Source organism: Streptococcus australis, assembly GCF_901543175.1.
GTDB lineage: Bacteria > Bacillota > Bacilli > Lactobacillales > Streptococcaceae > Streptococcus > Streptococcus australis_A.
Window position 1 is genome coordinate 161,971 of record NZ_LR594040.1, and the last position, 25,082, is coordinate 187,052.

16 protein-coding genes, 14 tRNA genes and 3 rRNA genes are annotated in these 25,082 nt (G+C 44.6%); 31 read left to right on the forward strand and 2 right to left on the reverse strand.

Going from position 1 to position 25,082, the window contains the following annotated elements; translation table 11 throughout:
* Window positions 1-43: 43 nt before the first annotated feature.
* The 5 genes from FGK98_RS00925 (at window position 44) to FGK98_RS00945 (ending at window position 4,143) form a co-directional block, all read left to right on the forward strand.
* Window positions 44-952, forward strand: coding sequence for a DMT family transporter (locus FGK98_RS00925; protein ID WP_138099675.1), 909 nt, complete (start codon window positions 44-46; stop codon window positions 950-952).
* Between the two features lie 85 nt (window positions 953-1,037).
* Window positions 1,038-1,736, forward strand: coding sequence for a 2,3,4,5-tetrahydropyridine-2,6-dicarboxylate N-acetyltransferase (gene dapD / locus FGK98_RS00930; RefSeq protein WP_138099676.1), 699 nt, complete (start codon window positions 1,038-1,040; stop codon window positions 1,734-1,736).
* 61 nt (window positions 1,737-1,797) lie between these two features.
* Entirely contained in the window at window positions 1,798-2,928 is a 1,131-nt protein-coding gene (locus FGK98_RS00935) for an N-acetyldiaminopimelate deacetylase (protein ID WP_138099677.1), read from the forward strand.
* A gap of 11 nt (window positions 2,929-2,939) precedes the next feature.
* Window positions 2,940-3,479, forward strand: a complete 540-nt coding sequence (locus FGK98_RS00940; RefSeq protein ID WP_138099678.1) for a 5-formyltetrahydrofolate cyclo-ligase — start codon at window positions 2,940-2,942, stop codon at window positions 3,477-3,479.
* Entirely contained in the window at window positions 3,463-4,143 is a 681-nt protein-coding gene (locus tag FGK98_RS00945; RefSeq protein WP_138099679.1) for a rhomboid family intramembrane serine protease, read from the forward strand. Before FGK98_RS00940 ends, FGK98_RS00945 begins: the two co-directional genes overlap by 17 nt.
* A 198-nt stretch (window positions 4,144-4,341) precedes the next feature.
* Here FGK98_RS00945 and galU read toward each other — a convergent pair whose 3' ends face one another.
* Window positions 4,342-5,241, reverse strand: coding sequence for a UTP--glucose-1-phosphate uridylyltransferase GalU (gene galU / locus FGK98_RS00950; RefSeq protein ID WP_138099680.1), 900 nt, complete (start codon window positions 5,239-5,241; stop codon window positions 4,342-4,344).
* A gap of 21 nt (window positions 5,242-5,262) precedes the next feature.
* Entirely contained in the window at window positions 5,263-6,279 is a 1,017-nt protein-coding gene (locus FGK98_RS00955) for an NAD(P)H-dependent glycerol-3-phosphate dehydrogenase (protein ID WP_138099681.1), read from the reverse strand.
* A gap of 206 nt (window positions 6,280-6,485) precedes the next feature.
* Between FGK98_RS00955 and FGK98_RS00960 the strand changes: the two genes are divergently transcribed.
* The 26 genes from FGK98_RS00960 to FGK98_RS01090 all read left to right on the forward strand — a co-directional run bounded on the left by FGK98_RS00960 (window position 6,486) and on the right by FGK98_RS01090 (window position 25,080).
* Window positions 6,486-8,192, forward strand: coding sequence for an ABC transporter ATP-binding protein (locus FGK98_RS00960; RefSeq protein ID WP_138099682.1), 1,707 nt, complete (start codon window positions 6,486-6,488; stop codon window positions 8,190-8,192).
* Window position 8,193: 1 nt separating this feature from the next.
* Window positions 8,194-9,960 carry an ABC transporter ATP-binding protein gene (locus tag FGK98_RS00965; protein ID WP_138099683.1) on the forward strand — a complete coding sequence of 589 codons (1,767 nt, stop codon included), beginning with the start codon at window positions 8,194-8,196 and terminating at the stop codon, window positions 9,958-9,960.
* Between the two features lie 139 nt (window positions 9,961-10,099).
* A complete protein-coding gene (locus FGK98_RS00970; RefSeq protein ID WP_138099684.1) occupies window positions 10,100-10,789 on the forward strand; it encodes a gamma-glutamyl-gamma-aminobutyrate hydrolase family protein in 690 nt (229 codons plus the stop codon).
* A gap of 167 nt (window positions 10,790-10,956) precedes the next feature.
* Complete coding sequence (locus FGK98_RS00975; protein ID WP_000018246.1) at window positions 10,957-12,306, forward strand: glucose-6-phosphate isomerase; 1,350 nt, start codon at window positions 10,957-10,959, stop codon at window positions 12,304-12,306.
* Between the two features lie 127 nt (window positions 12,307-12,433).
* The gene (gene gltX / locus FGK98_RS00980) at window positions 12,434-13,894 is read left to right on the forward strand and encodes a glutamate--tRNA ligase (protein ID WP_138099685.1); all 1,461 of its coding nucleotides are present in this window, start codon (window positions 12,434-12,436) and stop codon (window positions 13,892-13,894) included.
* A 12-nt stretch (window positions 13,895-13,906) separates the two neighbouring features.
* A complete protein-coding gene (locus tag FGK98_RS00985; RefSeq protein ID WP_138099686.1) occupies window positions 13,907-14,341 on the forward strand; it encodes a cytidine deaminase family protein in 435 nt (144 codons plus the stop codon).
* A 115-nt stretch (window positions 14,342-14,456) separates the two neighbouring features.
* Window positions 14,457-14,528, forward strand: a tRNA-Glu gene (locus FGK98_RS00990).
* Between the two features lie 234 nt (window positions 14,529-14,762).
* A 16S ribosomal RNA gene (locus tag FGK98_RS01000) occupies window positions 14,763-16,311 on the forward strand.
* Between the two features lie 51 nt (window positions 16,312-16,362).
* Window positions 16,363-16,435 (forward strand) — tRNA-Ala (locus tag FGK98_RS01005).
* Between the two features lie 129 nt (window positions 16,436-16,564).
* Window positions 16,565-19,466: ribosomal RNA gene (locus FGK98_RS01010) — 23S ribosomal RNA — on the forward strand.
* Window positions 19,467-19,542: 76 nt separating this feature from the next.
* A 5S ribosomal RNA gene (gene rrf, locus FGK98_RS01015) occupies window positions 19,543-19,658 on the forward strand.
* Together the 16S, 23S and 5S rRNA genes with 14 tRNA genes alongside form the textbook arrangement of a ribosomal RNA operon.
* Before the next feature lie 29 nt (window positions 19,659-19,687).
* A tRNA-Val gene (locus FGK98_RS01020) sits at window positions 19,688-19,760 on the forward strand.
* 5 nt (window positions 19,761-19,765) lie between these two features.
* Window positions 19,766-19,836 (forward strand) — tRNA-Gly (locus FGK98_RS01025).
* Between the two features lie 33 nt (window positions 19,837-19,869).
* Window positions 19,870-19,943: transfer RNA gene (locus FGK98_RS01030), tRNA-Ile, on the forward strand.
* A gap of 11 nt (window positions 19,944-19,954) precedes the next feature.
* Window positions 19,955-20,026: transfer RNA gene (locus tag FGK98_RS01035), tRNA-Glu, on the forward strand.
* A 5-nt stretch (window positions 20,027-20,031) separates the two neighbouring features.
* Window positions 20,032-20,121, forward strand: a tRNA-Ser gene (locus FGK98_RS01040).
* Between the two features lie 12 nt (window positions 20,122-20,133).
* Window positions 20,134-20,207 (forward strand) — tRNA-Met (locus tag FGK98_RS01045).
* Between the two features lie 3 nt (window positions 20,208-20,210).
* Window positions 20,211-20,283 (forward strand) — tRNA-Phe (locus FGK98_RS01050).
* 17 nt (window positions 20,284-20,300) lie between these two features.
* Window positions 20,301-20,381: transfer RNA gene (locus FGK98_RS01055), tRNA-Tyr, on the forward strand.
* Window positions 20,382-20,386: 5 nt separating this feature from the next.
* Window positions 20,387-20,457 (forward strand) — tRNA-Trp (locus FGK98_RS01060).
* Window positions 20,458-20,471: 14 nt separating this feature from the next.
* Window positions 20,472-20,544, forward strand: a tRNA-His gene (locus FGK98_RS01065).
* Between the two features lie 13 nt (window positions 20,545-20,557).
* Window positions 20,558-20,629 (forward strand) — tRNA-Gln (locus tag FGK98_RS01070).
* Window positions 20,630-20,638: 9 nt separating this feature from the next.
* Window positions 20,639-20,722: transfer RNA gene (locus FGK98_RS01075), tRNA-Leu, on the forward strand.
* Window positions 20,723-20,902: 180 nt separating this feature from the next.
* A complete protein-coding gene (locus tag FGK98_RS01080) occupies window positions 20,903-22,180 on the forward strand; it encodes a gamma-glutamylcysteine synthetase (RefSeq protein WP_138099687.1) in 1,278 nt (425 codons plus the stop codon).
* A 74-nt stretch (window positions 22,181-22,254) separates the two neighbouring features.
* Window positions 22,255-23,739 carry a threonine synthase gene (gene thrC / locus FGK98_RS01085; protein ID WP_138099688.1) on the forward strand — a complete coding sequence of 495 codons (1,485 nt, stop codon included), beginning with the start codon at window positions 22,255-22,257 and terminating at the stop codon, window positions 23,737-23,739.
* A 60-nt stretch (window positions 23,740-23,799) separates the two neighbouring features.
* Window positions 23,800-25,080: an MATE family efflux transporter gene (locus FGK98_RS01090; protein ID WP_138099689.1), complete on the forward strand. Its 1,281-nt coding sequence runs from the start codon at window positions 23,800-23,802 to the stop codon at window positions 25,078-25,080.
* Window positions 25,081-25,082 lie beyond the last annotated feature (2 nt).

Sequence of the window (25,082 nt, forward strand, 5' to 3'; positions counted from 1 at the left end):
TTAGCTACTTTTTTCTTTTTCTATTTCGTGTTACAATAAGGGAATGAATAAGTATCAAAAGAAGATTTTTAAGGGAACTCTATATTCACTGTTGTCAGGTCTGATTTGGGGAATTTGTGGAATCTTAGGTGAGTATTTTTTCGCGCATTATCAGGTGTCGTCTGGTTGGATTACCTCTATGCGTTTGCTTTTGGCAGGTAGCTTGGTCTTGCTTTTATCTGCCTTTCAGTTGCGCTTTCAATTATTGGACATTTGGCGAAATAAGAAAAACTATTTACCCTTTTTCGCCTACGCTATTCTGGGGATTTTTTCTGTGCAGTTTTTCTTCTATCTCTGTGTTGAGTATTCGAATGCGACGACGGCAACGATTTTGCAATTCATCAGTCCAGTTTTTATCTTGTTTTATAATCGTATCGTCTATCAAAAGAAGGCTTCTATCACAGCCATTCTCTATGTTTTGATTGCCATGCTAGGTGTTTTTTTGATGGCTACAAAAGGGGATTTATCCAAGCTATCAATGACGCCCCTGGCTTTGGTGACAGGGCTACTCAGTGCTGTAGGGGTCATGTTCAACGTTATCCTGCCTCAGCGTTTTGCACGTGACTATGGTTTTGTGCCAACCGTTGGTTGGGGGATGTTGCTAGCAGGTGTTTTTAGTAATTTTCTTTATCCTGTTCATCAGATTACCTTTCAACTTGATGTGACGAGTTTTTTGATTTGTTTTACTATTGCTGTGTTTGGAACGGCTTTTGCTTTTTTCCTTTCGATGAAGGCTGTGCTACTCGTCTCACCGTTAGTTGTGTCAGTTGTGAGTGCCAGCGAACCTTTATCCTCCGCATTGTTAAGTGTGCTATTTCTAGGTATGGTTTTGGATGGTTTTCTAGCTTTGGCTATGATTTTGATTATCGTTCCAATGGTTTTCTTATCAATTGAGGAAACGAAGGAAAGGTAAAATGTTCTGTTCGAGTGCTTAAGGCTTCAAATTTGAAGCCTTTTTTGGTAGAATAGGTATCATTATAATGAACCAGGAGGCGCCTATGACTGCCACAAAAATGAATGCCCAAGAAATCATCCAATTTATCGCCAATGCTGAGAAGAAAACAAGTGTAAAGGTTACTTTTGAAGGGGAGCTGACTTCTGAAGTCCCTAGCTCTGTTGTCAAACTAGGCAATGTTCTTTTTGGAGATTGGAAGGATATTGCTCCGCTTCTCGAAGGTTTGGTAGAAAATCAAGATTATGTTGTCGAGCAAGATGCTCGTAATTCGGCAGTTCCCTTGCTAGACAAACGTGACATTAACGCTCGTATCGAGCCAGGTGCTATTATCCGCGACCAAGTGGAAATTGGTGACAATGCTGTTATCATGATGGGAGCTGTTATCAATATCGGAGCAGAAATCGGAGCAGGAACCATGATTGATATGGGGGCTATCCTTGGTGGTCGTGCCATCGTGGGGAAGAACAGCCACGTTGGTGCAGGTGCAGTTTTGGCAGGTGTGATTGAACCAGCTAGTGCCGATCCAGTCCGTGTTGGGGACAATGTTCTCATCGGAGCCAATGCAGTGGTCATCGAAGGTGTCCAAATCGGTAGTGGTTCAGTTGTCGCTGCAGGAGCTATCGTGACTCAAGATGTCCCAGAAAATGTAGTGGTAGCAGGCGTTCCGGCTCGTATTATCAAAGAAATCGATAGCCAAACCCAACAAAAAACAGCGCTAGAAGATGCGCTTCGTACCTTGTAAAAATAAAAAGAGGCGGATACTTCTTCCAGCCTCTTTCTTCTATCAAAAGGAGGATCGATAGATGTTAGATTTGATTCAGACCAGACGAGATTTGCACCAGATTCCAGAGATTGGCTTGGAGGAGTTCAAGACTCAGGCCTATTTATTAGGTGTCATTGAGAAATTGACTGCGGGCAAGAACTTTGTTCAAGTTCGTACTTGGCGGACAGGGATCTTGGTCTATTTGCAGGGAAGCCAGCCTGAGCGCACCATTGGTTGGCGGACAGATATTGATGGACTCCCTATCCTTGAACAAACAGGCCTGCCTTTCGCCTCTCAACACCAAGGTCGTATGCATGCCTGTGGCCATGATTTTCACATGACCATTGCCTTGGGCTGTCTCGAGCGTGCTCTTGAGGAGCAACCAAAGAATAATCTGCTTTTTTTGTTTCAACCTGCTGAAGAAAATGAAGCGGGTGGTATGCTCATGTATGAGGACGGTGCTTTTGGGGACTGGCTACCAGACCAGTTTTATGGACTCCATGTTCGTCCGGATTTGAAAGTCGGCCAGATTGCGACCAATACACACACTCTCTTTGCAGGGACTTGCGAAGTTAAGATTCGTTTCAAAGGAAAAGGCGGGCACTCTGCTTTTCCGCATGAGGCCAATGATGCCTTGGTGGCTGCTAGTTACTTTGTGACCCAAGTACAGTCAGTTGTCAGCCGTAATGTCAATCCAATCGAGGGAGCAGTGGTGACCTTTGGAGTGTTCCAAGCTGGAACAACCAACAATGTCATTACAGACACAGCCTTTTTACACGGAACCATTCGAGCCTTGACTCAGGAGATGAGCCTTTTGGTGCAAAAGAGAGTGAAAACTGTCGCAGAAGGAGTTGCGGCAGCTTTTGGGATGGAAGTCGAAATCGAACTCAAACAAGGAGGTTACCTGCCAGTGGAGAACAATCCAGCCTTGGCGCGTGAACTGATGACATTCTTTGAAGAAAAAGAAGGAATCGAGTTGATTGATATCGAGCCTGCTATGACTGGTGAGGACTTTGGCTATCTCCTTTCGAAGGTAGATGGCGTTATGTTTTGGCTAGGTATCGATAGTCCTTACGCCCTCCACCATCCTCAGATGAGTCCCAAGGAAGAAGCCTTAGCCATTGGGGTGGATGCGGTCTCTAGCTTTCTTCAAAAGAAGGCAGCAGAGTAGAGGTGTTGTCTATGAAATCGGAATTGCGCAAGCAAGTCTTGCAAGAAATGAAGGCCATTCCTCAGAAGCAAAAAATTGCTATGGATCAAGCTTTAACAGAACAATTTTTGAATCATCCTTTTTACCAAGAAGCTAAGGTCATCGCAACCTACCTCTCTTTTCCGCATGAGTTTCAAACGCAGGGACTGATTGACCAAGCGCTGAAGGACGGCAAAAAGGTTTTGATACCTAAAACCTATCCCAAGGGGCGCATGGAGTTTGTGGTCTACAATCCACAGCAGTTGAAAAAAACTTCCTTTGGTTTACTGGAACCCCAAGGGGACTTGGAATTGGTGGATACCTCTCGGATTGATTTGATTCATGTTCCGGGCTTGGCTTTTACGACAGAGGGCTATCGAATTGGATATGGCGGAGGCTATTACGACCGCTATTTGGAGAATTTTGCTGGTCATAGCATGAGTACAATCTATCCTTGTCAAATCCAGAATTTCAACTCGGAAGACCATGATATTCCCGTTCAGGAGGTGCTAATCTATGAAGGAAATTTTTGACAAACGTTACCCTGTTACTAGTTTTTTCCTCCTAGTAACAGCTTTGGTATTTCTCTTGATGTTGATTACTACAGGCATCAACTTTGATCGGGTAAAAACTATTTTTCAGTTTGGAGCTATGTATGGACCGATCATTCGCCTGTTTCCAGAACAGATGTGGCGCCTTTTTTCAGCTATTTTTGTGCATATAGGTTGGGAGCATTTCATTGTCAATATGCTTTCTCTCTACTTTCTTGGACGACAGGTGGAGGAGATTTTCAGCTCTAAGCAGTTCTTCTTTCTCTATCTCTTATCAGGAATGATGGGCAATCTCTTTGTGTTTGCTTTCACACCGAAAGTCCTAGCAGCAGGAGCATCCACTTCTCTTTACGGACTATTTGCTGCGATTATTGTTTTGCGCTATGCGACTCGCAGCCCCTATATCCAGCAGTTAGGGCAATCCTACCTGATGCTTTTCGTGATAAATATCATTGGAAGTATTCTAATTCCAGGAATCAGTCTAGCAGGGCATATTGGTGGCGCAGTAGGAGGGGCCTTTCTAGCAGTCATCTTTCCAGTCAAATGGGAGAGAAGGATGTACAGTACTAGCCAGCGAATCGGAGCAACCCTACTTTTTATCGCACTAGCCGTTTTCCTTTTCTACAAAGGAATGAGTTATGTGTAGGGATGGAATAGTTAAAAAGAGCCTGGGACAAAAAGATTTTGATTTTAGGAATTCTTTATTATAAATTTTAAAAATCGATAGATTAGACAAAAAAGCGAACAAGACAGAATTCTGAGTGTCAGAAAACTCGTTTTGTTCGCTTTTTATATTTAAGGTTAGACTTTTGTCCCAGCCTCTTTATTGTATATAAGGTGTTTTTTATTCCCCCCCAGCTAACTCTTTTCCGAGTTGAATGAGGTAGTCTTTCAAGTCGTCTTTGACTTGAGGGTGTCTTAGTGCGTAATCAATAGATGTTTTCATAAAGCCAAACTTGTCTCCAACATCATAACGAGCGCCCTTGAATTCACGAGCGAAAACACGCTGTGTTTTGTTAAGGGTGTCGATTGCATCTGTAAGCTGGATTTCATTACCTGCACCTGGAGTTTGGTTTTCGAGGATTTGGAAAATTTCAGGTGTGAGAAGGTAACGTCCGATGATAGCAAGGTCGCTAGGAGCATCCTCAGGAGTAGGTTTTTCAACAAAGGTTTCAACACTGTAAAGGCCGTCTTTTCCTTCGCCTTGCGGAGCAATAACGCCATAGGCAGATACTTCGTCATGAGGGACTGGCATGACAGCGATAGTGGAAGCGTGGGTACGCTCATAGTCATCTATGAGTTGTTTGGTAAGTGGAACAGCCTTTTCGTTGGTGATATCCATCAAGTCATCACCAAGCATAACGACAAAAGGTTCATTTCCGACGAAAGCCTTGGCTTGCAAAACAGCATCTCCGAGCCCGCGTGGATGAGTTTGACGGATAAAATGCAGACGCATGCCAGTTGTCTCATCAACTAGCTTCAAAAGATCTGTTTTCCCTTTTTCTTTGAGGTTGTATTCCAATTCGAAGTTTGAATCAAAGTGGTCCTCGATGGAACGTTTTGACTTACCTGTAACAACCAAGATATCTTCGATTCCAGACTTGAGAGCTTCTTCAACGATAAACTGGATGGTTGGTTTGTCTACGATTGGCAACATTTCCTTGGCCAAGGCTTTGGTTGCAGGGAGGAAACGAGTTCCCAATCCAGCGGCAGGGATGACTGCTTTTCTGACTTTTTGTTTCATAATGTTCCTTTCTATAAGGGTCTAAGACCATTCGTTTTCTGCTTTAAATTCATTGTTCATGATGTCATTGATTGCTTCTTTGATGTTGACACCTTCATAGATAACTCGGTAGATGGCCTGTGTGATTGGCATGTAGACACCCAATTCCTGAGCCAATTCGTAAGCCGCTCGAGTCGTTGAAATGCCTTCAATGACCATGCCCATGTTGGCTTCGATGTCTGTTAGGGATTCTCCACGACCTAGAGCATCACCGGCTCTCCAGTTACGAGAGTGGACAGATGTACCAGTTACAATCAAATCACCGACTCCAGAAAGCCCGCTATAAGTTAGAGGATTGGCTCCAAGAGCGACCCCTAGTCGGGTGATTTCTGCTAATCCTCGAGCGATGATGGCTGCCTTGGCATTGTCGCCAAATCCTAGGCCATGTAATGCACCTGCACCAACTGCAATGATGTTTTTAAGAGCACCAGCGGTTTCAACTCCGATAACATCCGTATTGGTATAGAGGCGGAAGTAGTGATTGCTAAAGAGATTTTGGACGTACTGGGCAGTTTCAAGAACTTTAGACGCTGCGGTGATCAAGGTAATATCACGAACAATGGTTTCCTCAGCGTGACTAGGCCCTGAAACAACGACGACTTCACTACGGAGGTCAGCTGGAATTTCCTCTTCAAGAATAGTTGATAGACGTTTGTGACTATCTGGTTCCAAGCCTTTGGAGGCATGCATGATGACAACCTTGTGGTCGAGTACCTTTGCTACTTGTTGGGCAACCAGTCTCGTTACTTTTGTTGGGACAACAAATAAAACAGCATCCACATCCTTTAATGTTTCTCCCAAGTCATGGTAGGCCTTGATGTTTTCGTCAAGTAGGATATCTTTGAAATAGCGTTTGTTTGTATGCTGGTTATTGATTTCATCGATTTGGTCAGGAATATTTCCCCAAATTCGAACCTCGTGTCCATTGTCGTTTAGGACCTGCGAAAGGGCAGTTCCCCAAGAACCAGGACCCAAGACAGCGATGGTTTGTTTCTTCATCTTCTCCTCCTTGTAAGAGTTCTTCCTTTCATTTTATCATAAAAATTCTTTTCATGCATTACTTGTGAGTGAAAGCGCACTAATTTATAATAAGAAAACGCCTTTGACAAGATTCCTCTTTTTTGCTAGAATAGCATCAACATGAAAGAATGAGAGGAGCTGGCGAATTTCGTCACTCCCTTTTGTCTATCTGATTAGGAGGAAGTATGCTGATTCAAAAAATAAAACCTTATAAATGGTATGCCTTGGCCTCTTTGGTTATGACAGGTCTAATGGTTGCCAGTTCTCTCTTGCAACCACGATACTTGCAGGAGGTTTTAGAGGCTTTACTGGCTGGCCGACATGAGGCTATTTATAGTATTGGGGCATGGTTGATAGGAGTAGCCCTCGTAGGTCTGGTTGCAGGTGGTGTCAATGTTATTCTTGCTGCCTATATCGCTCAGGGGGTATCTTCGGATCTTCGGGAAGATGCTTTTCGTAAGATCCAAACCTTTTCTTATGCCAACATTGAGCAGTTTAACGCTGGGAATTTAGTAGTCCGTATGACCAACGATATTAACCAAATTCAGAATATGGTGATGATGGTTTTCCAAATCCTTTTCCGTCTTCCTTTGCTTTTTATCGGTTCCTTTATCTTAGCGGTTCACACCCTGCCTTCGCTTTGGTGGGTAATTGTCCTTATGGTAGTGCTGATTTTTGCGCTTACAGGTATCATGATGGGGATGATGGGGCCGCGCTTTGCCAAGTTTCAAACCCTTCTTGAACGAATTAATGCCATCGCCAAGGAAAATCTACGTGGTGTGCGTGTGGTTAAATCCTTTGTGCAAGAAAAAGAGCAATTTAACAAGTTTACTGAGGTTTCAGATGAGCTTCTGGGTCAAAATCTCTACATCGGTTATGCTTTTTCTGTAATGCAGCCCTTTATGATGTTAGTCGGATATGGAGCAGTTTTTCTTTCAATCTGGCTGGTTGGTGGAATGGCTCAATCCGATTCGTCTGTCGTTGGTTCCCTTGCATCTTTTGTTAACTATCTCAGTCAGATTATTTTCACCATTGTCATGATAGGTTTTTTGGGGAATACAGTCAGTCGTGGTATGATTTCTATGATGCGAATTCGAGAAGTGCTAGATACCGAGCCAGCGATGACTTTTAAGGATCTTCCAGATGAAGAGTTAGAAGGAAGTCTCTCTTTTGAAAATGTGACCTTCACTTACCCTACCGATGAAGAACCCATGCTTAAGAATGTAAGTTTTGAAGTCTCACCAGGTCAGATGGTCGGTGTGGTTGGAGCGACTGGGGCAGGTAAGTCCACCCTTGCTCAGCTAATTCCACGACTGTTTGATCCACAGAAGGGCTCTATTAAGATTGGTGGCAAGGATATTCGAGACGTCAGCGAGGGAACCTTGCGTAAAACGGTTTCCATCGTCTTGCAACGTGCTATTCTCTTTAGTGGGACCATTGCAGATAATCTTCGTCAAGGAAAAGGCAATGCCAGCGTGTCCGAACTGGAACGTGCAGCACGAATCGCTCAAGCCAGCGAATTTATCGGCCGCATGGAAAACAAATTTGAGAGTCAGGTCGAAGAACGTGGCACCAACTTTTCTGGTGGGCAAAAACAACGGATGTCGATTGCCCGTGGGATTGTCAGCAATCCCCGTATCCTAATTTTTGACGATTCGACTTCGGCCTTGGATGCCAAGTCAGAAAGACTTGTGCAGGAAGCTTTGAACAAAGACCTGAAAGGGACAACAACCATTATCATCGCTCAAAAAATCAGTTCAGTCGTCCATGCAGACAAGATTTTGGTATTGGACCAAGGGCGATTGATTGGAGAAGGAAGGCATGCAGACTTGGTAGCTAACAATGCTGTCTACCGTGAAATCTACGAAACACAAAAGGGAAAGGAGGAATAAAATGAAAACAGTTCGATTTTTCTGGAATTATTTTAAAGTTTACAAGTTCTCCTTTGTCATTGTGATTTTGATGGTTGCGGTGGCGACAATTGCCCAAGCCCTCTTTCCTGTTTTTTCAGGCCAAGCAGTCACGGAGCTCGCTAATCTGGTTCTGGCTTATCAAAATGGGACCTCAGAACTAGCCTGGCAAAGTTTGTCAGCTCTGATGCTGAATCTAGCCATGGTTGTGCTGGTCTTGGTTGTGTCCAGTTTGATTTACATGATTTTGATGACCCGTATTATTTCTGAGTCGACAAATGAGATGCGTAAGGGCCTCTTTGGCAAGCTTTCGCGTTTGACTGTTTCTTTCTTTGACCGCCATCAAGATGGCGATATCCTTTCACGCTTCACTAGTGACTTGGACAATATCCTTCAGGCTTTCAATGAAAGTTTGGTCCAAGTTATGAGCAATATTGCTCTTTACATCGGCTTGATTTTTGTCATGTTTTCAAAAAATGTGACGCTGGCGTTAATTACCATTGCCAGTACACCAGTAGCCTTTCTCATGCTGGTTTTTATTGTAAAAATGGCTCGCAAGTACACCAACATCCAGCAACAAGAAGTCGGAAAACTCAATGCCTATATGGACGAGAGTATTTCTGGACAGAAAGCTGTTATTGTACAAGGAATTCAAAACGACATCGTAGCAGGCTTTGTGGAGCGAAATGAGCGCGTGCGCAAGGCGACCTTTAAGGGGAGAATATTCTCAGGTATCCTCTTTCCCGTTATGAATGGGATGAGCTTGGTCAATACGGCCATCGTCATTTTTGCAGGTTCGGCGATCTTGCTGAACGATCCAAGTATCGAAACAACGACAGCCCTAGGTTTGATTGTTATGTTTACCCAATTTTCTCAGCAGTACTACCAGCCGATTATCCAGGTGGCTGCGAGTTGGGGAAGCCTCCAGTTGGCCTTTACTGGGGCGGATCGTATCCAAGAAATGTTTGATGCAGAAGAAGAAATCCGTCCGCAAAATGCAACAGCCTTTACGGAATTACGAGAAGGTGTTGAAATTAGTCATATTGATTTCTCTTATGTGCCAGACAAGCCGATTTTAAAAGATGTTAGCATTTCAGCTCCTAAAGGGCAGATGATAGCAGTTGTAGGTCCGACTGGTTCAGGGAAAACGACCATCATGAACCTCATCAATCGTTTCTATGATGTGGATGCAGGTAGCATTTGCTTTGATGGCAAAGACATCCGTGACTACGACTTGGATAGCCTGCGGAGCAAAGTCGGTATTGTCTTGCAGGATTCGGTCTTGTTTAGTGGAACGATTCGGGACAATATCCGCTTTGGTGTGCCAGATGCCAGTCAGGAAATGGTCGAAGCAGCTGCTAAGGCAACTCATATCCATGACTATATCGAAAGCTTGCCTGATAAGTATGATACCCTTATTGATGATGAGCAAAACATCTTCTCAACTGGTCAGAAACAATTGATTTCCATCGCTCGAACCTTGATGACAGATCCTCAAGTCCTAATCTTAGATGAAGCGACTTCCAATGTCGATACCGTAACAGAAAGCAAGATTCAGCATGCTATGGAGGCAGTTGTTGCAGGACGAACCAGTTTTGTGATTGCCCATCGCCTCAAGACCATCCTCAATGCCGATCAGATTATTGTCCTCAAAGATGGAGAGGTCATTGAACGTGGAAATCATCACGAGTTGCTCAAACTCGGAGGCTTCTACTCGGAACTGTATCACAATCAATTTGTCTTCGAATAAAAAAGAAGTTGTCCTCATTGGGCAACTTTTTCTTGTCCATAAAAAATACTTATCACGGTCTTTAAAAAAACATATTAGACAGGAAAGGGTTGGAGTGATAAGATAAGACTGTCGCAAGAAAATCGAAAGGAGACACATCATGGCTAGAACGGTTGTAGGAGTTGCTGCAAATCTATGTCCTGTAGATGCAGAAGGGAAAAACATTCACTCATCTGTATCCTGTAAATTTGCAGAGAGCATTCGTCAAGTCGGTGGTCTCCCTTTAGTGATTCCTGTAGGGGATGAGTCCATTGTGCGCGATTATGTGGAAATGATCGACAAACTCATCTTGACAGGTGGGCAAAATGTCCATCCTCAGTTTTATGGAGAGAAAAAGACCATTGAGAGCGACGATTACAATCTAGTCCGTGATGAATTTGAATTGGCACTCTTGAGAGAAGCACTTCATCAGAATAAGCCCATTTTGGCAATCTGCCGTGGGGTTCAGCTGGTCAATGTTGCTTTTGGTGGCACTCTTCACCAAGAAATTGAAGGTCACTGGCAAGGTTTGCCTTTTGGAACCTCTCATTCTATTGAGACAGTAGAAGGAAGCGTGGTGGCTAAGTTGTTTGGCAAAGAAAGTCAGGTCAACTCAGTCCATCGTCAAAGTATCAAAGATCTAGCACCTAATTTCCGTGTGACTGCTATTGATCCAAGAGACCAGACCATCGAAGCGATTGAGTCTATCGATGAGCATCGTATCATCGGCTTGCAGTGGCACCCAGAGTTTCTGGTCAATGAAGAAGACGGCAATTTAGAACTATTTGAGTATTTATTAAATGAATTGTAACGGTTAGAGTCTCTAGCCGTTTTTATTCGTCCTTTCAGATTTTTGTATTTTAGCAAATTTACGCAAACGTTTGAATTCTGATAAAAATTGGGCAAATTCAATAAAAAAGCTTGAAAAAATCGAAGGTAAGCGTTATGATAGAAAAGAAGAAATTTTGGAGGATTATCATGTCACATATTAAATTTGATTATTCAAAAGTTTTAGACAAATTTGTTGCCCCACATGAAGTGGAATACATGCAAGCACAAGTAACAGCTGCAGACGAATTGATCCGCAAAGGAACTGGTGCTGGTAGCGACTTTTTGGGTTGGCTGGACCTTCCTGAAAATTACGACCGCGAAGAATTCGACCGCATCTTGAAAGCTGCTGAGCAAATCAAGTCAGATAGCGATGTCTTGGTTGTGATCGGTATCGGTGGATCTTATCTTGGTGCTAAAGCAGCCATCGACTTCTTGAATCACCACTTTGCTAACTTGCAAACAAAAGAAGAACGCAAAGCTCCACAAATCCTTTACGCAGGAAACTCAATCTCATCTACTTACCTTGCTGACTTGGTAGAGTACGTAGCTGACAAAGACTTCTCAGTAAACGTGATTTCTAAATCAGGCACAACAACAGAACCAGCCATCGCTTTCCGTGTCTTCAAAGAACTCTTGGTTAAGAAATACGGTCAAGAAGAAGCCAACAAACGTATCTATGCAACAACTGACCGCCAAAAAGGTGCTGTTAAGGTTGAAGCAGATGCTAACGGTTGGGAAACATTTGTGGTTCCAGATGACATCGGTGGACGTTTCTCAGTATTGACAGCAGTTGGTTTGCTTCCAATCGCAGCATCAGGTGCAGACATCAAAGCTCTTATGGAAGGTGCCAACGCAGCTCGTAAAGACTACACTTCAGACAAGATTTCTGAAAATGAAGCTTACCAATATGCAGCAGTACGTAATATCCTTTACCGTAAAGGCTACGCTACTGAGATCTTGGTAAACTACGAACCATCACTTCAATACTTCTCAGAATGGTGGAAACAATTGGCTGGTGAATCAGAAGGGAAAGACCAAAAAGGGATCTACCCAACTTCAGCTAACTTCTCAACTGACTTGCACTCATTGGGTCAATTTATCCAAGAGGGAACTCGTATCATGTTTGAAACAGTTGTCCGTGTTGACAAACCGCGCAAGAACGTGATCATTCCTACTTTGGAAGAAGACCTTGACGGACTTGGTTACCTTCAAGGAAAAGACGTTGACTTTGTAAACAAAAAAGCAACTGACGGTGTTCTTCTTGCCCACACAGACGGTGATGTACCAAACATGTACGTTACTCTTCCAGAGCAAGATGCCTTCACTCTTGGCTACACTATCTACTTCTTCGAGTTGGCAATCGCCCTTTCAGGTTACTTGAATGCCATCAACCCATTTGACCAACCAGGTGTTGAAGCCTACAAACGTAACATGTTTGCCCTTCTTGGAAAACCAGGATTTGAAGAATTGAGTAAAGAGCTTAACGCACGTCTATAATAGAAGAAAAGAGTGGCTTGCCCACTCTTTTTACTCTCTTTATCCGTAGGAATTGGACTCAGGCGAGACTTGTGATATAATATAGAAAGCAAAAAGGCAGACGCCTAGAGACTTTATAGGAGAAACTATGTCAAAAGATATCCGCGTACGCTACGCACCAAGTCCAACAGGACTTTTACACATCGGAAATGCCCGTACAGCATTGTTTAACTACCTCTACGCACGCCATCATGGTGGAACTTTTATCATCCGTATTGAAGATACTGACCGAAAACGCCATGTCGAAGATGGTGAGCGTTCACAGCTTGAAAACCTTCGTTGGTTAGGCATGGACTGGGATGAAAGTCCAGAAACACATGAAAATTACCGCCAGTCTGAGCGTTTGGAACTCTATCAAAAATACATCGACCAATTGTTAGCTGAAGGCAAGGCTTACAAATCTTACGTTACAGAAGAAGAGTTGGCAGCTGAACGCGAACGTCAAGAAGCAGCTGGCGAAACACCTCGTTACATTAACGAATACCTTGGTATGAGCGAAGAAGAAAAAGCAGCTTATATCGCAGAACGTGAAGCAGCAGGTATTATCCCGACGGTTCGTTTGGCAGTTAATGAGTCTGGTATCTACAAGTGGCATGATATGGTCAAAGGTGATATCGAGTTTGAAGGTGGCAATATCGGTGGTGACTGGGTAATCCAAAAGAAAGACGGTTACCCAACTTATAACTTTGCCGTTGTGATTGATGACCACGATATGCAGATTTCTCATGTTATCCGTGGTGATGACCATATTGCCAATACTCCAAAACAGCTTATGGTATATGAAGCGCTTGGATGGGAAGCTCCAGAATTCGGTCACATGACCTTGATTATCAACTCTGAAACGGGTAAAAAGTTGTCTAAACGCGATACCAACACCCTCCAATTTATCGAAGATTATCGTAAAAAAGGCTATTTGCCAGAAGCAGTCTTTAACTTTATCGCTCTTCTTGGTTGGAACCCAGGTGGCGAAGATGAAATTTTCTCTCGTGAGGAATTGATTAAACTCTTTGATGAAAACCGCCTCAGCAAGTCTCCAGCAGCCTTCGACCAGAAGAAACTAGACTGGATGAGTAACGACTACATCAAGAGAGCAGATTTTGCTACTATCTTTGAAATGGCTAAACCATACTTAGAAGAAGCAGGACGTTTGACTGACAAATCTGAAAAAATGGTAGAACTCTACAAGCCACAAATGAAGTCAGTGGACGAAATCGTTTCATTGACAGATCTTTTCTTCTCAGATTTCCCAGAGTTGACAGACGCTGAACGCGAGGTCATGGCAGGAGAAACCGTTCCGGTTGTTCTAGAAGCCTTCAAAGCGAAACTAGAAGCAATGACAGATGAAGAATTTGTGACAGAAAATATCTTCCCACAAATCAAAGCAGTCCAAAAAGAAACAGGTATTAAAGGGAAAAATCTCTTCATGCCTATTCGAATTGCTGTATCTGGTGAAATGCACGGACCAGAATTACCAGATACCATTTTCTTACTCGGACGCGAGAAGTCAATCCAGCATATCGAAAATATACTGAAAGAGATTTCTAAATAGAAAGGACTACCAATGGATACATGGGAAAAGATGTATGAAGAAGCACGAATATTATACAATCCCCACGAAGTTTCTGACTTTGTTTATGCTAACCATGTCGTTGCTGCGGTAGAAGCAGAAGATGGTCAAATATTCACAGGATTTTGTATGGAGGGTACTTGTGGCGTTTTTCATCTCTGTGCAGAACGAGCGGCTCTCTTCAATATGTATCAATTTTCAGGACAAACTAAAGTTAAGAAAATCCTGGCCTTTCGAGATAAGCCACCCTACGGTGAAAGTTCAGGTATGCCCTGTGGCGCATGCAGAGAATTCCTCTTAGAACTGAATGCTGAAAATAAAGAAGCAGAGTTCATGATGAACTACGAAACAAGAAAAACAATCAAAGTTGCCGAGTTGATCCCTTACTGGTGGGGAGAGGAACGTGCGACTAATTGGCAAGATAAATAGAAGGAGTCAGTTTAACTGGCTCTTTCCCTAATCTTTTCAGAATTTCGATAAAGAGGAAAAAAGTTCTTGACAAAGTTGAAAAAGTAGGTATAATAGAAAGAGTTGAAAAACTCAAGGTCCGTTGGTCAAGGGGTTAAGACACCGCCTTTTCACGGCGGTAACACGGGTTCGAATCCCGTACGGACTATGGGTATATCGCAGGGATGAAAAAAGTAAAAAAAGTTTCAAAAAAGTGTTGACATCGGTGAACAGCTGTGATATACTAATATAGTTGTCGCTTGAGAGGGATTGAGTGACAAAGACCTTTGAAAACTGAACAAGACGAACCAATGTGCAGGGCACTACAACTAAGGTTGTAGTACTGAACAATGAAAAAAAACAATAAATCTGTCAGTGACAGAAATGAGTGAGAACTCAAACTTTTAATGAGAGTTTGATCCTGGCTCAGGACGAACGCTGGCGGCGTGCCTAATACATGCAAGTAGAACGCTGAAGCTTGGTGCTTGCACCGAGCGGATGAGTTGCGAACGGGTGAGTAACGCGTAGGTAACCTGCCTGGTAGCGGGGGATAACTATTGGAAACGATAGCTAATACCGCATAAGACATTTTACTGCATGGTAAGATGTTAAAAGGTGCAACTGCACCACTACCAGATGGACCTGCGTTGTATTAGCTAGTTGGTGGGGTAACGGCTCACCAAGGCGACGATACATAGCCGACCTGAGAGGGTGATCGGCCACACTGGGACTGAGACACGGCCCAGACTCCTACGGGAGGCAGCAGTAGGGAATCTTCGGCAATGGACGGAAGTCTGACCGAGCAACGCCGCGTGAGTGAAGAAGGTTTTCGGATCGTAAAGCTCTGTTGTAAGAGAAGAACGAGTGTGAGAGTGGAAAGTTCACACTGTGACGGTATCTTACCAGAAAGGGACGGCTAACTACGTGCCAGCAGCCGCGGTAATACGTAGGTCCCGAGCGTTGTCCGGATTTATTGGGCGTAAAGCGAGCGCAGGCGGTTAGATAAGTCTGAAGTTAAAGGCTGTGGCTTAACCATAGTACGCTTTGGAAACTGTTTAACTTGAGTGCAAGAGGGGAGAGTGGAATTCCATGTGTAGCGGTGAAATGCGTAGATATATGGAGGAACACCGGTGGCGAAAGCGGCTCTCTGGCTTGTAACTGACGCTGAGGCTCGAAAGCGTGGGGAGCAAACAGGATTAGATACCCTGGTAGTCCACGCCGTAAACGATGAGTGCTAGGTGTTAGACCCTTTCCGGGGTTTAGTGCCGCAGCTAACGCATTAAGCACTCCGCCTGGGGAGTACGACCGCAAGGTTGAAACTCAAAGGAATTGACGGGGGCCCGCACAAGCGGTGGAGCATGTGGTTTAATTCGAAGCAACGCGAAGAACCTTACCAGGTCTTGACATCCCTCTGACCGCTCTAGAGATAGAGTTTTCCTTCGGGACAGAGGTGACAGGTGGTGCATGGTTGTCGTCAGCTCGTGTCGTGAGATGTTGGGTTAAGTCCCGCAACGAGCGCAACCCCTATTGTTAGTTGCCATCATTCAGTTGGGCACTCTAGCGAGACTGCCGGTAATAAACCGGAGGAAGGTGGGGATGACGTCAAATCATCATGCCCCTTATGACCTGGGCTACACACGTGCTACAATGGTTGGTACAACGAGTCGCAAGCCGGTGACGGCAAGCTAATCTCTTAAAGCCAATCTCAGTTCGGATTGTAGGCTGCAACTCGCCTACATGAAGTCGGAATCGCTAGTAATCGCGGATCAGCACGCCGCGGTGAATACGTTCCCGGGCCTTGTACACACCGCCCGTCACACCACGAGAGTTTGTAACACCCGAAGTCGGTGAGGTAACCTTTTAGGAGCCAGCCGCCTAAGGTGGGATAGATGATTGGGGTGAAGTCGTAACAAGGTAGCCGTATCGGAAGGTGCGGCTGGATCACCTCCTTTCTAAGGATAAGGAACTGCACATTGGTCTTGTTTAGTCTTGAGAGGTCTTGTGGGGCCTTAGCTCAGCTGGGAGAGCGCCTGCTTTGCACGCAGGAGGTCAGCGGTTCGATCCCGCTAGGCTCCATTGGTGAGAGATCACCAAGTAATGCACATTGAAAATTGAATATCTATATCAAATAGTAACAAGAAAATAAACCGAAACGCTGTAAGTATTTAATGAGTTTTCTAATTTTTGAAAAAATTAGGTTAATAAGGTTAAGTTAATAAGGGCGCACGGTGGATGCCTTGGCACTAGGAGCCGAAGAAGGACGTGACAAACGACGATATGCCTTGGGTAGCTGTAAGTAAGCGATGATCCAGGGATTTCCGAATGGGGGAACCCAACAGGTACTACCTGTTACCTACATCTGTTAAGGATGTGAGGAGGAAGACGCAGTGAACTGAAACATCTAAGTAGCTGCAGGAAGAGAAAGCAAAAGCGATTGCCTTAGTAGCGGCGAGCGAAACGGCAGGAGGGCAAACCGAAGAGTTTACTCTTCGGGGTTGTAGGACTGCAATGTGGACTCAAAGATTATAGAAGAATGATTTGGGAAGATCAGCCAAAGAGAGTAATAGCCTCGTATTTAAAATAGTCTTTGTACCTAGCAGTATCCTGAGTACGGCGGGACACGTGAAATCCCGTCGGAATCTGGGAGGACCATCTCCCAACCCTAAATACTCCCTAGTGACCGATAGTGAACCAGTACCGTGAGGGAAAGGTGAAAAGCACCCCGGGAGGGGAGTGAAATAGAACCTGAAACCGTGTGCCTACAACAAGTTCGAGCCCGTTAATGGGTGAGAGCGTGCCTTTTGTAGAATGAACCGGCGAGTTACGTTATGATGCGAGGTTAAGTTGAAGAGACGGAGCCGTAGGGAAACCGAGTCTGAATAGGGCGACTTAGTATCATGACGTAGACCCGAAACCATGTGACCTACCCATGAGCAGGTTGAAGGTGCGGTAAGACGCACTGGAGGACCGAACCAGGGCACGTTGAAAAGTGCTTGGATGACTTGTGGGTAGCGGAGAAATTCCAAACGAACTTGGAGATAGCTGGTTCTCTCCGAAATAGCTTTAGGGCTAGCGTCGACATTGAGATTCTTGGAGGTAGAGCACTGTTTGGGTGAGGGGTCCATCCCGGATTACCAATCTCAGATAAACTCCGAATGCCAAAGAATTATGGTCGGCAGTCAGACTGCGAGTGCTAAGATCCGTAGTCGAAAGGGAAACAGCCCAGACCACCAGCTAAGGTCCCAAAATAATTGTTAAGTGGAAAAGGATGTGGGGTTGCACAGACAACTAGGATGTTAGCTTAGAAGCAGCTATTCATTCAAAGAGTGCGTAATAGCTCACTAGTCGAGTGACCCTGCGCCGAAAATGTACCGGGGCTAAAACAATTTACCGAAGCTGTGGATACCTTTATAGGTATGGTAGGAGAGCGTTCTATGTGTGATGAAGGTATACCGTGAGGAGTGCTGGAACGCATAGAAGTGAGAATGCCGGTATGAGTAGCGAAAGACAGGTGAGAATCCTGTCCACCGTAAGACTAAGGTTTCCAGGGGAAGGCTCGTCCGCCCTGGGTTAGTCGGGACCTAAGGAGAGACCGAAAGGTGTATCCGATGGACAACAGGTTGATATTCCTGTACTAGAGTATGTAGTGATGGAGGGACGCAGTAGGCTAACTAAAGCAGACGATTGGAAGAGTCTGTCTAAGCAGTGAGGTGTGATATGAGTCAAATGCTTATATCTGTAACATTGAGCTGTGATGGGGAGCGAAGTTTAGTAGCGAAGTTAGTGACGTCACACTGCCAAGAAAAGCTTCTAGCGTTTAAACATACTCTACCCGTACCGCAAACCGACACAGGTAGTCGAGGCGAGTAGCCTCAGGTGAGCGAGAGAACTCTCGTTAAGGAACTCGGCAAAATGACCCCGTAACTTCGGGAGAAGGGGTGCTGACTTATGTCAGCCGCAGTGAATAGGCCCAAGCAACTGTTTATCAAAAACACAGCTCTCTGCTAAATCGTAAGATGATGTATAGGGGGTGACGCCTGCCCGGTGCTGGAAGGTTAAGAGGAGTGCTTAGGAGTAATCCGAAGGTATGAATTGAAGCCCCAGTAAACGGCGGCCGTAACTATAACGGTCCTAAGGTAGCGAAATTCCTTGTCGGGTAAGTTCCGACCCGCACGAAAGGCGTAATGATTTGGGCACTGTCTCAACGAGAGACTCGGTGAAATTTTAGTACCTGTGAAGATGCAGGTTACCCGCGACAGGACGGAAAGACCCCATGGAGCTTTACTGCAGTTTGATATTGAGTGTCTGTACCACATGTACAGGATAGGTAGGAGTCTATGATTTCGGGACGCCAGTTTCGAAGGAGACGTTGTTGGGATACTACCCTTGTGTTATGGCCACTCTAACCCAGATAGGTTATCCCTATCGGAGACAGTGTCTGACGGGCAGTTTGACTGGGGCGGTCGCCTCCTAAAAGGTAACGGAGGCGCCCAAAGGTTCCCTCAGAATGGTTGGAAATCATTCGCAGAGTGTAAAGGTATAAGGGAGCTTGACTGCGAGAGCTACAACTCGAGCAGGGACGAAAGTCGGGCTTAGTGATCCGGTGGTTCCGTATGGAAGGGCCATCGCTCAACGGATAAAAGCTACCCTGGGGATAACAGGCTTATCTCCCCCAAGAGTTCACATCGACGGGGAGGTTTGGCACCTCGATGTCGGCTCGTCGCATCCTGGGGCTGTAGTCGGTCCCAAGGGTTGGGCTGTTCGCCCATTAAAGCGGCACGCGAGCTGGGTTCAGAACGTCGTGAGACAGTTCGGTCCCTATCCGTCGCGGGCGTAGGAAATTTGAGAGGATCTGCTCCTAGTACGAGAGGACCAGAGTGGACTTACCGCTGGTGTACCAGTTGTCTTGCCAAAGGCATCGCTGGGTAGCTATGTAGGGACGGGATAAACGCTGAAAGCATCTAAGTGTGAAACCCACCTCAAGATGAGATTTCCCATGATTTTATATCAGTAAGAGCCCTGAGAGATGATCAGGTAGATAGGTTAGAAGTGGAAGTGTGGCGACACATGTAGCGGACTAATACTAATAGCTCGAGGACTTATCCAAAGTAACTGAGGATACGAAGCGCGAGGTTTACTTGTAATTTGATAGATATTCAATTTTGAGTAGGTATTACTCAGAGTTAAGTGACGATAGCCTAGGAGATACACCTGTACCCATGCCGAACACAGCAGTTAAGCCCTAGAACGCCGGAAGTAGTTGGGGGTTGCCCCCTGTGAGATATGGAAGTCGCTTAGCAGAATAGGAAGTTTAGAGACTTCCTTTTTGGGAGTTTAGCTCAGCTGGGAGAGCATCTGCCTTACAAGCAGAGGGTCAGCGGTTCGATCCCGTTAACTCCCATTTTAGCGGGTGTAGTTTAGTGGTAAAACTACAGCCTTCCAAGCTGTTGTCGCGAGTTCGATTCTCGTCACCCGCTTTGAACTTTGTTCAATACCAAGTTTTTTAACTTGGGCGCGTAGCTCAGGTGGTTAGAGCGCACGCCTGATAAGCGTGAGGTCGGTGGTTCGAGTCCACTCGTGCCCATTTAGGAATATGGTCCGTTGGTCAAGGGGTTAAGACACCGCCTTTTCACGGCGGTAACACGGGTTCGAATCCCGTACGGACTATTTTTGGAGGATTACCCAAGTCTGGCTGAAGGGAACGGTCTTGAAAACCGTCAGGCGTGTAAAAGCGTGCGTGGGTTCGAATCCCACATCCTCCTTTTTATTATTAACGCGGGATGGAGCAGCTCGGTAGCTCGTCGGGCTCATAACCCGAAGGTCGTAGGTTCAAATCCTGCTCCCGCAATTTGGCTCGGTAGCTCAGTTGGTAGAGCAATGGATTGAAGCTCCATGTGTCGGCGGTTCGATTCCGTCTCGCGCCATATTTTGTAGATAATCTGGAAGGGTAGCGAAGAGGCTAAACGCGGCGGACTGTAAATCCGCTCCTTCGGGTTCGGGGGTTCGAATCCCTCCCCTTCCATAGATACGGGCATAGTTTAAAGGTAGAACTAAGGTCTCCAAAACCTTCAGTGTGGGTTCAATTCCTACTGCCCGTGTTAATAAGATGATGGCGGGTGTGGTGAAGTGGTTAACACACCAGATTGTGGCTCTGGCATGCGTGGGTTCGATCCCCATCACTCGCCTATTTTATATTATTGGGGTATAGCCAAGCGGTAAGGCAAGGGACTTTGACTCCCTCATGCGTTGGTTCGAATCCAGCTACCCCAGTTACTATTTGCCGGCGTGGCGGAATTGGCAGACGCGCTGGACTCAAAATCCAGTGTCCGCAAGGACGTGCCGGTTCGACCCCGGCCGCCGGTATAGTAATAAAGACAAGGTTTTCGAGCCTTGTTTTTTTATTTCCTTCTGAATTCTATCTATTTTAAGTTGTGATAATGGTTCAATAATTATTTTTGTGTGATATTCTCATTTTTTGGCTTGTTTTTTGGTATAATATTACTTATTCACAATTTATTTTGATTATGAAAGTGTTGGTGTTTGATGTCTCGTTCTGTTGACTTGCTTAAGAAGCGCTACTTAGAAAATATAAAAGAGAAGCCTGATTTATTTGTGGGAATTGAGTTAGAATATCCTATTGTAAATTTAGAGGGTAAAGCTACAGATAGTGAAGTTGTAAAGGATCTCTTTCGGTATTTACCATCCGTTCTGGATTTTAGTATCGAAAAAGTAGATGACTTTGGGAATCCAATTCAGTTGCTAGATCCTGTAAGTCAGGATACTATCTTGTTTGAAGTCTCCTATACAACTATCGAGTTTGCCTTTGGTAGGGCTAAATCCATCCAAGAGGTTGAAGAGCGTTTTAGAGACTACATGGATTTGATTCAGAAAAAACTTGGGGAAGTAAATCATGCCATAGTTGGCTCTGGAATCCATCCATACTGGGAGAAGAATGAGAATCAACCGGTTGCTTATGCACGCTATCAAATGTTAATGAACTATTTGAAGTTGAGTAGAACTGTTCTAGGGTCAGATTTACATGATTACCCGCAATACGGTGCTTTTATCTGTGGAAGCCAAGTTCAATTAGATGTTTCAAAGTCTAACTATTTGCGTGTTATCAACGCATTTACTCAGATCGAAGCTGCAAAAGCTTATTTGTTTGCCAATTCTGAGTTTTCAGGAGAAGATTGGGATACTAAGATTTCAAGGGATATTTTTTGGGAAGAGTCCATGCACGGGATTTATCCTGAAAATGTAGGTGTCAATGCCAGACTCTTCAAAGACGATAATGATTTTTTTGATTATCTAGATCATTCTGCAATCTTTACTGCGGAACGTGATGGCGAAACCTATTATTTTTATCCAATTCGAGCAAAAGATTACTTAGGAACTCCAGAAATTCACGCCTTCGCCCTTGATGGAAAAGAGATTCTTCTTTATCCTCAGGAAAAGGACTTTCAGACACACCGTAGTTACCAGTACCAAGATTTGACAACTCGAGGTACTATTGAGTTTCGTAGTGTCTGTACGCAACCCTTGAATCGTACCTTTTCTGCGACGGCTTTTCATTTGGGTTTGTTGCTCAATTTAGACAAGTTAGAAGCTTACTTGCAATCTGCACCATTTTTTACCACATTTGGTCGTGATTATAAGTCATTGAGGCGACAATTTTCTAAGAAAAGGCTCACAGATGAGGAAGAAACTGCAATTGTCGAGTTTTCAAAAGTCTTACTCCTTCTAGCTGAGGAAGGTTTGGATAAGAGAGGTAAGCAAGAAATGACCTATTTACAGTCTTTGAAAGAAGAATTGGGCCTATAATTTCTCTTATAAAGGGAGAATTTTCTGAAAAATCATGATATAATGGAATGGACTATAGATAAAGGATAGAGATTATGACATTAGTTTATCAATCAACGCGTGATGCGAATAATAGAGTAACTGCTAGCCAAGCTATTTTGCAAGGTTTGGCGACGGACGGCGGTCTCTTTACCCCAGTTACTTATCCAAAGGTCGATTTGGATTTTAGCACATTAAAAGATGCTTCTTATCAGGAAGTGGCTAAGCTGGTTTTGTCAGCCTTCTTGGATGACTTTACTTCCGAAGAGTTGGACCACTGTATCACCAATGCCTACGACAGTAAATTTGATACTCCAGCTATTACCCCTTTGGTCAAGCTTGATGGTCAATACAACTTGGAACTTTTCCACGGGTCAACTATTGCCTTTAAGGATATGGCCTTGTCTATCTTGCCATACTTTATGACGACGGCCGCTAAAAAGCATGGTTTGGAGAACAAGATTGTCATTTTGACAGCGACATCTGGTGATACTGGGAAAGCGGCTATGGCAGGCTTTGCAGATGTTCCTGGCACTGAGATTATCGTCTTTTATCCAAAGGATGGTGTCAGCAAGGTACAAGAGTTGCAAATGACTACTCAGACTGGTGATAACACTCATGTTATCGCTATAGACGGTAACTTTGACGATGCGCAAACAAATGTGAAGCACATGTTTAACGATGTGGAACTTCGTGAAAAGTTGCTTGCTAATAAGCTACAGTTTTCGTCAGCTAACTCTATGAACATTGGTCGTTTGGTACCACAGGTTGTTTATTATGTCTATGCTTATGCGCAGTTGGTCAAGACTGGTGAGATTGTGGCTGGTGAAAAAGTCAACTTCACAGTACCAACTGGAAACTTCGGTAATATCTTGGCTGCCTTTTATGCGAAACAAATCGGCCTACCAGTCGGCAAATTGATCTGTGCTTCAAATGACAATAATGTCTTGACAGACTTCTTTAAAACACGTGTCTATGACAAGAAACGTGAGTTTAAGGTAACTACTAGCCCATCTATGGATATCCTTGTATCCTCAAACTTGGAGCGCTTGATTTTCCATCTTTTGGGAAATAATGCTGAAAAGACAGCTGAACTTATGAATGCCTTGAACACGCGAGGACAATATGAGTTGACTGATTTTGATGCAGAGATCCTGGACCTCTTTGCAGCTGAGTATGCGACGGAGGAAGAAACGGCAGCAGAAATCAAGCGTGTTTATGAGTCAGATTCTTATATCGAGGACCCTCATACGGCGGTTGCCTCAGCAGTTTATAAAAAATACCAAGCGGCTACTGGCGATGTAACAAAGACCGTGATTGCTTCAACAGCTAGTCCATACAAGTTCCCAGTGGTTGCAGTAGAAGCTGTAACAGGAAAAGCAGGCTTGACTGACTTTGAAGCCTTGGCTCAATTACATGACATTTCAGGAGTGGCAGTGCCACCAGCAGTGGATGGCCTTGAAACGGCTCCAGTTCGTCACAAGACAACAGTGGCAGCGGCTGACATGCAAGTAGCGGTTGAGGCTTATCTAGGACTTTAAGACAGAGGAAGTGAACTCGGTTGGGAAACCAACTGAGTTTCTTTTCATCAGGAGGACAGATTGTTTAAGAGAAATAAAGACATTCTCAACATAGCCTTGCCAGCTATGGGCGAAAACTTTTTGCAGATGCTCATGGGGATGGTGGACAGTTATTTGGTCGCCCACTTGGGCTTGATCGCTATTTCGGGTGTTTCAGTGGCTAGCAATATTATCACGATTTATCAAGCTATTTTTATTGCGCTGGGAGCTGCTATTTCCAGTGTTATTTCAAAAAGTTTGGGGCAGAAAGATCAGTCCAAGTTGTCTTATAACGTGACAGAGGCTCTCAAGATAACCCTATTTCTGAGTGCACTTTTAGGCGCCTTAGCCATCTTTGCTGGGCAAGAGATGATAGGGCTCTTGGGAACTGAGCAGGATGTGGCCGAGAGTGGTGGACTCTACCTTTCTTTAGTGGGTGGTTCGATTGTTCTTTTGGGGTTGATGACCAGTTTAGGGGCTTTGATTCGTGCAACGCATAATCCACGTCTACCCCTCTATGTTAGTTTTTTATCCAATGCCTTGAATATTCTCTTTTCAAGTCTAGCTATTTTTGTTCTTGATATGGGGATAGCTGGTGTTGCATGGGGGACTATTCTGTCTCGCTTGGTTGGTCTTGTGATTTTATGGTCGCAATTAAAACTGCCTTGTGAGAAGCCGTCTTTTGGTCTAGATAAGGATTTGTTGACTTTGGCTATACCAGCAGCTGGAGAGCGCCTTATGATGAGAGCTGGAGATGTCGTTATCATTGCCTTAGTTGTTTCTTTTGGGACGGAGGCAGTAGCTGGAAATGCAGTCGGAGAAGTCTTGACCCAGTTTAACTACATGCCTGCCTTTGGCGTCGCTACGGCAACGGTCATGCAGGTGGCTCGAGCAGTTGGAGAGAATGACTGGAAAAGAGTAGACGAGGTAAGCAAACAAACCTTTTGGCTTTCTTTCGTCCTTATGTTGGCCTTGACACTCAGCATCTATGCCTTGGGAATACCACTGACTCATCTCTATACGACCGATCCTGTAGCGGTTGAGGCCAGTGTCCTCGTGACGCTCTTTTCCCTACTAGGAACTCCTATGACAACAGGGACAGTTATTTATACGGCGGTTTGGCAGGGCTTGGGAAATGCTCGCCTCCCCTTTTATGCTACAAGTATCGGGATGTGGTGTATCCGCATTGGGACAGCCTATCTGATGGGGATTGTTCTTGGTTGGGGCTTACCTGGTATTTGGGCTGGAACGTTGTTGGACAATGGTTTTCGATGGTTATTTCTACGCTACCGTTACCAAAGTTATATGAGCTTGAAAGGATAGGA